Source organism: Ideonella sp. (genome assembly GCF_041918995.1).
GTDB lineage: Bacteria > Pseudomonadota > Gammaproteobacteria > Burkholderiales > Burkholderiaceae_C > Ideonella.
In genome coordinates, this window is record NZ_JAYRUN010000013.1 from 130,026 (window position 1) to 141,913 (window position 11,888).

Consider the following 11,888-nt stretch of genomic DNA (forward strand, 5'->3'; position numbering starts at 1 on the left):
CGCTCAGGGTGGCACAGGCCGGGTGTCCGGGTCGGCAAGCGGGCGATCCAGCACCTGCCGCAGCACCGCGGCCACCCGCTGCACCAGCGCGGCGATCTGGCCCGCCGGCACGCCGGCGTAGGACAGCACCAGGCCGGGCCGCACGCGGCCCACGCAGTACACCGACATGGGCAGCACCGTGACGCCCAGGGCGCGGCAGCGTGCCGCCACGGCCTGGTCGTCGGTGCCGTCGGGCAGGCCGAGCGCCAGGTGCACGCCCCGCGCGCCGCCCAGCACGCGCAGGCGGCCGGGGTCGGCGAGCAGCGCGGGCACCTCGGCCCACAGCGCCTGCACCAGCGCCTCGCGGCGCGCGCCGAACTCGCGCCGCAGCGCCCGCACGTGGGCGGCGTAGTGGCCATCGGCCATGAAGCGGGCCAGCGCCAGCTGCACCAGCTGGTCGCCGTCGCGGTAGAAATCGGCCGAGGCATCGGCGAAGACCTCGGCCAGCGCCGGCGGCACCACCAGGAAACCCACGCGGATGCCCGGGTACATCGTCTTGCTGAAGCTGCCCAGGTAGAGCACCCGCCCGCCGCCGTCCGCGGTGTCGGCGTCCAGCCCCTGCAGGGCAGGAAAGGGCATGCCGGTGTAGCGGTACTCGCTGTCGTAGTCGTCCTCCACCAGCAAGGTGCCGTGCTGGCGGGCATGCGCCAGCCATTCCAGGCGGCGCGCCAGCGGCATCACGGCGCCGGTGGGGAACTGGTGGGACGGCGTCAGGTACGCCAGGCGCGGTGCCGGGCGGCCGGGCCCGGGGGCGGGCGGCGGCGGCAGGCCGTCGTCGTCCACGTCCAGCGGCTGCAGGGCCAGGCCCAGGTCGGCCAGCGCCTGGCTGGCGCCCCAGTAGCAGGGGTTCTCCACCCAGACCGCGTCGCCGGGGTCGCACAGCAGGCGCCCGATGAGCTCGAGCGACTGCGCGGTGCTGTCGGTGATGATGACCTGGCGCGGCGCGCAGCGCACGCCGCGCGTGCTGCCCACGTGGCGCGCGATGGCCTCGCGCAGGGCCGGCGCGCCGCCGGGCTCGCCCATGCCCAGCAGGGCCGCGTCGGTGCGGCGCAGAGGCTGCGCCATGAGGCGGTTCCACAGCGCGTGCGGGAACAGGCCGGCGTCGAACAGCCCCGGGCAGAAGGGCTGCTGGCTCCAGAAGCGGTGCAGCGGGTGGTCGCGGAAGCGCTGGCCGCGCGCCGACAGCGCGGGAGGCGGTGCCAGCGGCCAGCGCGGTGCCGACGGCGTGGCCCCGGCAGGGACCTGCTCGGGCATGACGCGGCAGGCGTAGGTGCCCGAGCCCTGGCCCGCCACCACGAAGCCCTCCGCGGCGAGCTGCGCGTACACGGCCACCAGCGTGTTGCGCGCCACGCCCAGGCGCGCGGCCAGCGCGCGGGTGGCGGGCAGGCGGCGCCCGGCCGGCACGGTGCCCTGCAGCACCGCCTCGCGCAGGCCCTGGGTGAGCCGCGCGCCCAGCGGCTGGCCGGGCTCGCGCGCCAGCCGGGGCGCGAGCCCCTCCACCAGGGTGTCGAGCAGGTCGGCGGCCGCCAACGGGCGGCCCGACAGAGAAAGTGGCCCATTCATCTACGGCCTTATTGGACCACGGCGCTGGTCCAATCGCCGCCTATCATGCCGGCATGGACCCGATCACCCCCTTGCCGACCGTGACCCCCGACGAGGCCCAGGCGGCGCTGGACGCCCTGGGCGCACGCAGCGTGGAATGCGTGCTGGGCGATTTCACCGCCGTGGCGCGCGGCAAGCGCGTGCACCGCGACGACTTCCTCGCGCTCGGCGGCTGCAAGCTGCCCTCGGTGATCTTCGGCCTGACCACGACCACCGGCGAGCCCAAGGGCGTGATCGGCCCGATGCTGCCCGCCACCTACGACGACATGCGCCTGGTGCCGGACCTGGCCACGCTGCGCCCCCGCCCCGGGCGGGCGGGCGAGGCGACGGTGATCTGCGAGCCCACCGGCCGCTGGCATGCGCCCCACTTCGGCCGCGAGATCGATGCGTCCGAGTTGTCGCCCCGGGCCGCGCTGCGTCGTGTGGTGGCCGCATTCGAGGCGCAGGGCCTGCAGGCCACGGTGGCGCCCGAGCTGGAGCTGTTCCTGCTGCAGCGGCACGAGCACGACGGCCAGGTGCACCTGCAGGCACCGGGCGCGCACCCGGCGGCGCCGGCCCGCGAGCGTGCCTGCGAGGCGTTCTCGCTGGAGCGCGTGAGCCACTTCGAGCCGTTCTTCGACGAGCTGTTCGCGGCCTGCGAGGCGCTGGGCATTCCTGCCTGCGGCCACGCCCACGAATCCGCGTACTCCCAGTACGAGGTGAACTTCCGCCCCGGCGCGCCGCTGGCGCAGGCCGACGCGGTGTTCCGCTTCAAGCGCCTGGCGCGCGAGATCGCCGCCCGGCACGGCTTCCTGGCCAGCTTCGCGCCCAAGCCCTTCCTGAACCAGCCGGGCACCGGCATGCACTGGCACTTCAGCGTGCAGCGCACCGGGGCCGAGCGCGAATGGCCGCACCTGTTCGCCCACGAGGACGGCCGCTCCAGCGACAGCCTGGCCCACTTCATCGCCGGGCTGCAGGCGCACACCCCGGCGGCCATGGCCTTCTTCGCGCCGCACGACATGTCGTACGACCGCATCACGCTGTCCGACGCGTCGCCCTCGCACGCCAGCTGGGCCGAGGAGCTGCGCTCGGTGGCTTTCCGCATCCCCGGCTGCGGCCCGGCCGCCCGCCGGGTGGAGAACCGCCTGCCCGGCGGCGACGCCAACCCCTACCTGACCGTGGCCGCCACGCTGGGCATGGGCCTGGCCGGCCTGGCGGCGGCACAGCCGCCGCACGCCGGCGACGACGAGGCGCACCGCCTGCCGCGCCGCCTGGCCGACGCGCTGGACGCGCTGGATGCCAGCGCGCCGCTGCGCGAGCTGCTCGGTGCGCCCCTGGTGGATGCCTACCTGGGCATCAAGCGCCACGAGACCGCCGAGCGCAACGCCTGCACCGACCCGCGCCACCAGTGGGACCTGGTGCACCTGGTCGAGCTGGCCTGACACCCACGCGCCCCGGTTCCCCCGATTCCTTCGTTTCCCGGACGACAGCCGCCATGTTCAAGAGCAGCCCCCAGCACACCGAGACCTACTACGCCGCCACCTCGCGCGCCTGGCAGACCGAGCGGCCGGCGCTCGCCGAATCGATGCAGGCCGACGTCTGCGTGGTGGGCGCGGGCTTCTTCGGCCTGTACTGCGCGCTGGAGCTGGCGCGCGCCGGCAAGCGCGTGGTGGTGCTGGAGGCCAGCCGGGTGGGCTGGGGCGCGTCGGGCCGCAACGGCGGCCAGATGATCATCGGCTTTCCCTGCGGCATGCAGCGCCTGAAGGGCGTCATGGGCCATGAGCGGGCCAAGGAGATGTTCGACGAGTCGCGCCGCGCGGTGCAGCAGATCCGCGGCCTGATGGACGAGCACGCCATCGACTGCGACCTGGTCGAGGGCCACCTGGAGGTGGCGGTGCTGCCGCGCCGCGTGGCCGACCTCACCGGCTGGATCGAGGAGTGCCAGACCGAGTGGGGTTACGACCGGCTGCGCTTCGTGGACAAGGCGACGCTGCCGCAGTACCTGAACTCCGCGCGCTACCAGGCCGGCATCATCGACCCCGAGGGCGCGCACATCCACCCGCTGAAGTACGTGCTGGGCCTGGCGCGTGCCGTGGAGGCCTCGGGCGCACGCATCTTCGAGCGCACCCGCGTGGAAGGCTACGACGAGCGGCCCGACGGCATCACGGTGCGCCTGGCCGGCGGCATGACGGTGCGCTGCGACCAGCTCGTGCTGGGGGCCAACGCCTACGTGGACCGGGTCGAGCCGCGGCTGGCCTCGCGCATGCTGCCCGTGGGCACCTTCATCGGCGTCACCGAGGTGCTGGGCGAGGCGGTGTGCCGCAGCCTGATCCCCCACAACCACGCCGTGTACGACAACCAGTTCATCCTGGAGTACTTCCGCATGACCGCGGACCACCGCCTGCTGTTCGGCGGCAAGTGCACCTACCTGGGCGGCACGCCCAGCGAGCTGCCGCAGGCGATGAAGACCAACATCCTGCGCGCCTTCCCGGTGCTCAAGGACGTGAAGATGGACTACGCCTGGGGCGGGCACATCGACATCACCATGCGCCGCATGCCCGACTGGGGCCGCCGCGGCGACCGCGTGTTCTGGGCCCAGGGCTTCTGCGGCCACGGCGTGGTGCCCACCCGCGTGGCCGCCACGCTGGTGACCGAGGCCATGCAGGGCCGGCCGGAGCGGCTGGACTGGTTCGGCGGCATCGTCAACCCGCCGTTCCCCGGCGGCGAGCGCCTGGGCGGCCTGATGCAGGCCGTGGGCATGACCTGGTACCGCGTGCGCGACTTCGTCTGACACGACCGGGGCGGGGCGGCCCCCCCTGCCGCGTCACGCCATGTCGCCCGGGACGAAGGGGTTGTCTGCCTCGTACTCAGCCCGGGTCTTGCGGCGGTGGTCGCCCGACAGGCGCACGCAGGCCATCGCGCGGTCCACGTAGATCTCCGAGCGCAGCGGCCAGTCGTGGGCGGCGTCGAACAGGCCGGGCATCAGCTCGTACTCGGCCGGCTCGCCGCCTTCGTCCACGTCGTTGAACCACAGGTGCGTGCCGCATTGGGGGCAGAACGCGCGCTCGGCGAAGCTCGACGAGCGGTAGCGTGCCACCGGCCCGCTCACCGTGACCGCGGCCGCCTCGGCCGAAAAGCACAGGAACAGCCCCCCGGTCCACCGCTGGCACATGCGGCAGTGGCAGGCGCCCACGCGCGTCTCATGCCGGCCGGCGACCGTGATCGTCACGGCGCCACATAGGCAGTGGCCGGTCAGGGCCTCATCGTCGCCGGCAGACGGAGGTGTCGGTGCATCCATGCGCGCGTCCTTTCCACAGACGGTGGGGCCGGGGGCGGCCCGGCATGCGGGGCATTCTGCGCCGCCTGCCATGCCCCCACGCCGTGCGGGCAAGCGGTGCCAAGCCCCTCTTGCGGCCAGGCCCATGCACGACGCGGCGGGTCGTCTCGCCTTTCATGCACCTACATTAGTTGCATGAAACGAGACAGCCGCCTGTCGGGCGTCCTGCATTGCCTGCTGCACATGGCGCAGCAGAAGGGCCCGATGACCTCCGAACGCCTCGCCCGGGCGATGCAGACCCACCCCGTGGTGGTGCGGCGCGTGATGGCCGGGCTGCGCGAGGCGGGGTTCGTCGCCTCTGCCAAGGGCCATGGCGGCGGGTGGGTGATCTCCTGCCCGCTGGACGACATCACCTTGCGCGACATCCATGAGGCCGTCGGCGCGCCCGAGCTGCTCGCCGTGGGTCACCGGGAGGAGTCGCCCGGCTGCCTGGTGGAGCAGGCGGTGAACGCCGCGCTCGGGCAGGCCTACCGCGACGCCGAGGCGCTGCTGCTGCAGCGGCTGGGCGATGTGACGCTCGCGGCGCTGTCGCGTGATGTCCACCAACGGCTGGCCGAGTGCCGCCACCCTCATGAGGTGCATTTCCATGACGATTGACGTGGCCATCGTGGGCGGCAGCTATGCCGGCCTGTCTGCCGCCCTCCCACTTGGCCGCGCCCGCCGGCAGGTCACGGTTTTCGACACCGGCGAGCGTCGCAACCGTGTTGCCGCGCGCTCGCACGGCTTCCTGGCGCAGGATGGGCGGAGCCCGGCCGCCATCGTGGCCGATGCCCGCGCGCAGCTGGCGCGGTACGACACGGTGCAGTGGCGGGAGGGCCGCGTCACGTCGCTGGCCGGTGCCAAGGACGGCTTCGTGCTCACCGTGGACGGCATGCCGCAGGTGGCCCGCCGCGTCATCCTGGCCCTCGGCGTGGCGGATGCGCTGCCGGCCATTCCCGGACTGGCCGAGCGCTGGGGATCGAGCGTGTTCCACTGCCCGTACTGCCATGGCTTCGAGCTGCAGCGAGGCGCCGTGGCGGTCATCGCCACCGGCCCGCTGGCGGTGCACCAGGCACAGCTGCTGACGGAGTGGGGGCAGGTCACCCTGTTTCTCCAGGGCGCGCTGGCGCTGGGCGAGGACGATGCCAGCCGGCTGGCGGGCCTGGGGGTGGCGGTCGAGGCGACGCCGGTCGCCCGCCTCGTGGGCCACGCCGATGTGGTGCTCGCGGACGGCCGGCGCCAGGCCTTCGCCGGCGTGTTCACGGCACCGCGCACCCGGCCGGCGGCGCCGCTGGCCTCGATGCTGGGCTGCGAACATGTGGAGGGACCGACGGGGCCGTACGTGAAGACCGGTGCCACGCAGGAGACCTCTGTGCCGGGCGTGTTTGCCTGTGGCGATGTGGCGCGCCCGGCCGGCAACGTCGCCCTGGCGGCGGGGGAGGGCGCGCTGGCCGGCTCGGCGGCGCACGCCTCGCTGGTGTTCACCGACTGAGGGTGCCCGCCATGCACGACGCGTTGCGCCATTTCGCGGACCCGCAGGCGGTGGCCTCCTACGTGGAGGACACCGCACGCCATGTCCCCGGCCTGGCCGACCTGCACCGCATGGCGGCGCTGCTGCTGGCCGAAGCGGTGCCGCCCGACGGGCAGGTGCTGGTGCTGGGGGCGGGCGGTGGGCTGGAGCTCAAGGCGCAGGCCGGCCTGTGCGCCGGCTGGCGCTTCACCGGTGTGGATCCGTCGCCCGCGATGCTGGACCTCGCCCGCAGGGCCTGTGCCGGCGTGGCCGATCGCATCACCTGGCTCACCGGCACGGTCGACGAGGCGCCGCCGGGCCCGTTCGACGGGGCCACCTGCCTGCTCACGCTGCATTTTCTCGACCGTGCCGGACGGCAGCGGACGCTGGCCGGGCTGCACCGCCGGCTGCGCCCGGGTGCGCGGCTCCTGGTCGCACACCATGCACCGCCGGCTGATGCGCCGGTGGATTGGCTCACGCGTTCGCTGGCATTCCGCACCTTTCCCGCGGTGGACGTCCCGGCAGCCAAGCGCAGCGCGACCACGATGGCCGAGCGCCTGCACCTGCTGACCCCGGAGCAGGAGGAAGCGCTGCTGCGCGAGGCGGGCTTCGTCGACGTGGCGCTGTGCTACGCGGCGCTGTCGTTTCGGGGGTGGGTGGCGACAGTGGCGCACTGAACCCCCGCGGGCCCGCGAGGTGGGCGCGCGCGGGGGATGGCGGCCGCCTTTGCGATGCGTCAATGATCCGTCGGAAGCGCGGGCTTTCCCGGGGCCGCTTGTGTTGACGCAGGGCGCAGACCGGGTCTGCGCGTTGGAATCGGTCTGCGGTCTGGAATGAGTCCAGATCGTCGCCAGGCGGCCCATCAGGCCAGCCTGGCGGGATGCCGAAACCACGCAGTCAGGAGTCACCATGTCCCCCCGCTTCGTCCTTCTCGCCGTGGCCGCCGCCGCGAGCCTGGCCACCATGGGCACCTTGCGCGCGCAGGCGGCCGAGCCGATCCAGCCCATCGTGCCGGCGCAGCAGGTCAACCTCGGCATGGTCGAGCTGGGCAAGAAGCTGTACTTCGATCCGCGCCTGTCCAAGTCGGGCTTCATCAGCTGCAACTCGTGCCACAACCTCTCGATGGGCGGCACCGACAACATCAAGACCTCGATCGGCGACAAGTGGCAGCAGGGCCCGATCAACGCGCCCACGGTGCTGAACTCCAGCCTCAACCTGGCGCAGTTCTGGGACGGCCGTGCGGCCGACCTCAAGGCGCAGGCGGGCGGCCCCATCGCCAACCCCGGCGAGATGGCCTTCACCCACACGCTGGCCATCGGCGTGCTGGAGTCGATCCCGGCCTACCAGCGCGAGTTCAAGCAGGTGTTCGCCAAGGACAAGATCGACATCGACCAGGTGACGCTGGCGATCGCCGAGTTCGAGAAGACCCTCGTCACGCCCAACTCGCGCTTCGACCAGTGGCTGCTGGGCCGCAAGGACGCGCTGACCGCCGACGAGCTGGCGGGCTACAACCTGTTCAAGACCAGCGGCTGCGTGGCCTGCCACAACGGCCCGGCCGTGGGCGGCAACTCCTTCCAGAAGATGGGCGTGGTGGCACCGTACAAGGCCAGCAGCCCGGCCGAGGGCCGCATCGCGGTGACCGGCAAGGACGCCGACCGTTTCAACTTCAAGGTGCCCACCCTGCGCAACGTGGAGCTGACCTACCCGTACTTCCACGACGGCGCGGCGAACACGCTGCCCGAAGCGGTGGACGTGATGGGCAAGCTGCAGCTGGGCAAGACCTTTACCAAGGACGAGAACGGCAAGATCGTGGCCTTCCTCAAGACGCTGACCGGTGACCAGCCCAGCTTCACGCTGCCGGTGCTGCCGCCGTCCAGCGACGCGACGCCCCGTCCCACGCCCTTCAAGTGAGCGCCATGGCCCGCCACGACGCGCCCCACACGCCCGCGGCGGGCGTGCCTGCCGGGATGCAGGCGCGGCTGCGCGCGGCGGGCATCCAGCCCACGCTGCAGCGCCTGGCGGTGGCGGACGTGCTGCTCGCCCGGCCGCAGCACATGACGGCCGACCAGGTGCTGGGGGCCGCGCAGCATCTGCTGCCCGGCATCTCGCGCGCCACCGTGTACGCCGTGCTGCAGCTGTTCACCGAGCGCGGGCTGCTGCGTGAGCTGCCCGTCACCGGCGCGGCCACGATCTACGACTCCAACACCGGCCCGCACCACCACCTGGTGGACGTGGAGACCGGGGACGTGCTGGACCTGCCGGCCGAGGCGCTGCAGGTCACCGGCCTGGCCGAGGCGCTGCAGGGCGTGCGGCTGGACGGCGTGGACGTGATCGTGCGGGTGCGCGGGCTGGCGCGGCGTCAGCCCGCCGGTCGCGCCTGACCGGCGCGGCGGCCGGCCACGAGCGCGAACGCCCACGCCGCCGCGGCGAGCACGCACACGATCACCGCGCCGCTGGGCAGGTCGGCCAGCGCCGACACGGCCAGGCCCGCCCCGTAGCCCACCGCGCCGAGGGCCCAGCCGGCGACGTGGCGCCGCCAACCCGCCAGGTGGCGCGTGGCCAGTGCCGGGATGATGAGGCTGCTGAACACCAGGTACACGCCGACCACCTGCACCGAGGCCGTGACGGCCACGGCGAACAGGCCATAGAAGCCGAAGCGGCCCAGCCGTCGGCCGGCGCCCAGCGCCATGGCCACGAGCAGCGCCACCGTCACCGCCGCGAGCGCCTGGATCTGGCCGGCATGCACCCACAGCACCTGGCCCACCAGCAGCTCCTGCAGGTGTTCGCCACCATGCGGGTGGCCCGCCAGCAGCAGGATGCCGGTGGACGCCGCCAGCACGAACAGCACGCCGATGAGCGCCTCCTGGTGCTCGCCAGCGCGGCGCTCCGTCCAGGTGAGCAGGGCGGCGCCCGCGAGCGCCGCCGTGACGGCCGCGGCCTGCACCGCCCAGCCGCCGTCCGGCAGCCCCAGGGCGTCGGCGGCGATCACCCCCAGCCCGGCGATCTGCGCGATCGCCAGGTCGATGAAGACGATGCCGCGGTCCAGCACCTGCGTGCCCAGTGGCACGTGGGTGAGCAGCACCAGCAGGCCGGCCACGAAGGGCAGGCCCAGCAGGCCGATGTCCAGGGCGCTGCCGTCCATGCTCACTGCCCCGCGGCAGCGCGCAGGCGCGCCAGCGTGTCGTCGAACAGCGTGAACAGCGTGCCGGCGCCCTCGGTGCCGCCCACGGTGAAGGGCAGCTTCACCGCCGGGATGCGCGCCTCGCGGCTGAGCCATTCCGAGGGCCGCGGGTCCTGGTAGGCCGCGTACAGCACCGCCTTCGCAGGCGTCGCCTGCAGCGTGCCCAGCACCGATCGCAGGTGCGCCGCGCTGGGCTCCACGCCGGGCTTGGGCTCCAGCACCGCCACCTCCTTCAGGCCCAGCCAGTCCTGCAGGTAGGCGAAGGACGCATGCTGCACCGCCACCGGCATGCCCTTGAGCGGCGCGGCCTGCGCCTGCCAGCGTGCCTGGGCCTCGCCCCAGCGCCGGGCGAAGTCGGCCTCGCGCCGGCTGTACTCGGCGGCGTTGGCGGGGTCCACCTGGCGCAGCCGCGCGGCCAGGCCGGTGGCCACGGTGGCGATGCGCCGCGGGTCGGTCTGGATGTGCGGGTTGCCGGCGGCATGCACGTCGCCCTGCGAGCGGTCGGCCGCGGCGGGCACGCCGAGCTTGCCCACCCCGTCGGCGGCCATGAAATGCCCGGGCTGGCCGGGCTGGATGCGCGGGTTGCCCGACTGCTGCAGCAGGATGGGCAGCCAGCCCGCCTCCAGCTCGGCGCCGGTGCAGGCGAGCAGCTCGGCCTGGCGGGCGCGCGCCAGCAGGCTGGGGCGGGCCTGGATGCGGTGCGGGTCCTGCAGGGCGGTGGTGGCGGACTGCACGTCCACCAGCGGGCCGCCCAGCTCCTGCACCAGCGCGGCCCATTCGGGCTCGCAGGCCAGCACCTTCACGGCGGCGTGGGCGCTGCCGGGGCCACCAGCCAGGGCCAGGGCGGCCGCGGCCGCGGCGAGGGAGGAACGCAACGAGATCGTCATGGTGTGTCCCTTCGCGTCAGAAGCCGTGCGCGCCATGGGCGCCCAGGCTCATCTGGTACTGCAGCATCACCTGCGTGTCGTTCACGCCGTCGCGCGAGCGGTCCTGCGCCAGCTGCAGGCGCAGGCGGGCGAACTCGCTGGTGGCCCGCTCCAGCAGCAGGCTGTGGCGCGACGGGTCGCGTCCCGCCAGGGCGTACAGGCCGGCGTTGGCGCCGTACCCGGGCGTGCCGGCGTCCAGCCGCTCGGTGCGCAGGCCCACGCGCCAGCCGGGCAGGAACTGGTAGAGCCCCTGCACGTACCAGCCCGATTGGGTGGAGGCGTAGGCCGCGGCATCGGCGCCCTCGGGCGTGAGCTCGCCGGTGCGGCGGCTGTGCAGGTACTCGCCCTGCACGGTGAGGCTGGTGCGCGAGGCATTGCCGCCGGGTGCCCACTTCCACACCGCATCGGCCACCCACAGGCGGGTGCGGCCGCTGAAGGCGCTGGCCAGGTCGCTGCCGTCCGCCGCGGTGCCCAGCAGCTCCAGGCCGTCGGCGCGCACCTGCATGGCCGACAGGCCCGCCTGCCAGGCATGGCTGTCGCCCCAGTCGCCGCCGGTGTGGGCCGTGGCGGCCACCATGCCGGCGCCGTGCCGACCGCCGAAGGCGCCGGGGAAGCCGTCACCGCGGGCCAGTTCGAGGCCGAACTCCAGGTACTGGTCGGTGGGGGCGATCCAGCGCAGCTGCAGGCCGTCGTCGCCGTACTGGGTGCCCAGCAGCGCCTGGTAGGCCAGCGGGTTGTCGATGAAGTCCCAGGCATGGGCGTGCTTGCCGTTGAGGTAGCCGATGCCGGAGAAGAAGCGGCCGGCCTTCAGCGACAGGCCGTGGCCCAGCGCGGTGGTCTGCACATAGGCTTCCTCCACCTCGATCTCCTCGTGCACGGCCAGCGTCACCGCACCGCGCCAGAAGGGGTCGACGCTGGCCGAGAAGGTGAGCTCGGTCTCGCCCAGGCCGAAGCCGCGCTCGCCCGGGCCGAGCTCGCCGTCGGCAGGCACCTGGAAGCCGGCGAGGCGCCAGCTTTCCGGGTCTGCCTGGGTGTGGGTGTAGCCGCCGGACAGGACCAGGGAGACGGCGGGGTTGAAGGTGTTCGCGCTGGCGGTGGTGGGCGCCGCGGGGGCCGCAGGCGCGGTCGGGGCGGCGGGTGCAGCGGGTGCAGCGGGTGCAGCGGGTGCAGCGGCGACAGGCGTGGCAGGCGCCGTCGCGGTGCGCGATTCGGCGGCCTGCAGGCGCTGCTCCAGCGCGCGCAGGCGGGCCTCGTAGTCCTGGCGCAGGGCGTTCATCTCCCGCCGCAGGGCGTCGATGTCGGCCGTGGCCGCGGCCGCGGAAGGTGAGGGGGAGG

12 protein-coding genes are annotated in these 11,888 nt (G+C 73.7%); 7 read left to right on the forward strand and 5 right to left on the reverse strand.

Translation table 11 applies throughout. From position 1 onward, the window contains the following. Positions 1–3: 3 nt before the first annotated feature. Positions 4–1,602: a PLP-dependent aminotransferase family protein gene (locus ACE3UN_RS13405; protein ID WP_374675460.1), complete on the reverse strand. Its 1,599-nt coding sequence runs from the start codon at positions 1,600–1,602 to the stop codon at positions 4–6. A gap of 53 nt (positions 1,603–1,655) precedes the next feature. Here ACE3UN_RS13405 and ACE3UN_RS13410 point away from each other — a divergent pair, with 53 nt between their 5' ends. Both ACE3UN_RS13410 and ACE3UN_RS13415 read left to right on the forward strand, forming a co-directional pair. After that, positions 1,656–3,062: a glutamine synthetase family protein gene (locus ACE3UN_RS13410; protein ID WP_374675461.1), complete on the forward strand. Its 1,407-nt coding sequence runs from the start codon at positions 1,656–1,658 to the stop codon at positions 3,060–3,062. A gap of 53 nt (positions 3,063–3,115) precedes the next feature. Beyond that, the gene (locus tag ACE3UN_RS13415) at positions 3,116–4,411 is read left to right on the forward strand and encodes an NAD(P)/FAD-dependent oxidoreductase (RefSeq protein WP_374675462.1); all 1,296 of its coding nucleotides are present in this window, start codon (positions 3,116–3,118) and stop codon (positions 4,409–4,411) included. A gap of 33 nt (positions 4,412–4,444) precedes the next feature. On the opposite strand, the gene ACE3UN_RS13420 is transcribed toward ACE3UN_RS13415, so the two are convergent. Beyond that, positions 4,445–4,849, reverse strand: coding sequence for a GFA family protein (locus ACE3UN_RS13420; protein ID WP_374675463.1), 405 nt, complete (start codon positions 4,847–4,849; stop codon positions 4,445–4,447). Positions 4,850–5,092: 243 nt separating this feature from the next. Between ACE3UN_RS13420 and ACE3UN_RS13425 the strand changes: the two genes are divergently transcribed. The 5 genes from ACE3UN_RS13425 (at position 5,093) to ACE3UN_RS13445 (ending at position 8,827) form a co-directional block, all read left to right on the forward strand. Further along, positions 5,093–5,554 (forward strand): Rrf2 family transcriptional regulator, encoded by a 462-nt coding sequence (locus ACE3UN_RS13425; protein ID WP_374675464.1) that lies wholly within the window; start codon positions 5,093–5,095, stop codon positions 5,552–5,554. Next, positions 5,544–6,428, forward strand: coding sequence for an NAD(P)/FAD-dependent oxidoreductase (locus ACE3UN_RS13430; RefSeq protein ID WP_374675465.1), 885 nt, complete (start codon positions 5,544–5,546; stop codon positions 6,426–6,428). The genes ACE3UN_RS13425 and ACE3UN_RS13430 overlap by 11 nt, the downstream gene beginning before the upstream one ends. Before the next feature lie 11 nt (positions 6,429–6,439). Further along, a complete protein-coding gene (locus ACE3UN_RS13435; RefSeq protein ID WP_374675466.1) occupies positions 6,440–7,123 on the forward strand; it encodes a class I SAM-dependent methyltransferase in 684 nt (227 codons plus the stop codon). Between the two features lie 232 nt (positions 7,124–7,355). Further along, the gene (locus ACE3UN_RS13440; RefSeq protein WP_374675467.1) at positions 7,356–8,357 is read left to right on the forward strand and encodes a cytochrome-c peroxidase; all 1,002 of its coding nucleotides are present in this window, start codon (positions 7,356–7,358) and stop codon (positions 8,355–8,357) included. 5 nt (positions 8,358–8,362) lie between these two features. Continuing rightward, the gene (locus ACE3UN_RS13445; protein WP_374675468.1) at positions 8,363–8,827 is read left to right on the forward strand and encodes a Fur family transcriptional regulator; all 465 of its coding nucleotides are present in this window, start codon (positions 8,363–8,365) and stop codon (positions 8,825–8,827) included. On the opposite strand, the gene ACE3UN_RS13450 is transcribed toward ACE3UN_RS13445, so the two are convergent. The 3 genes from ACE3UN_RS13450 to ACE3UN_RS13460 all read right to left on the reverse strand — a co-directional run. Next, positions 8,806–9,588: a metal ABC transporter permease gene (locus ACE3UN_RS13450; RefSeq protein ID WP_374675469.1), complete on the reverse strand. Its 783-nt coding sequence runs from the start codon at positions 9,586–9,588 to the stop codon at positions 8,806–8,808. The two genes, ACE3UN_RS13445 and ACE3UN_RS13450, sit on opposite strands and share 22 nt — an antisense overlap. Positions 9,589–9,590: 2 nt before the next feature. Further along, positions 9,591–10,514 carry a metal ABC transporter substrate-binding protein gene (locus ACE3UN_RS13455; RefSeq protein ID WP_374675470.1) on the reverse strand — a complete coding sequence of 308 codons (924 nt, stop codon included), beginning with the start codon at positions 10,512–10,514 and terminating at the stop codon, positions 9,591–9,593. 16 nt (positions 10,515–10,530) lie between these two features. Further along, positions 10,531–11,888: hypothetical protein (locus ACE3UN_RS13460; protein ID WP_374675471.1), on the reverse strand; the 1,358-nt coding region annotated here is incomplete at its 5' end.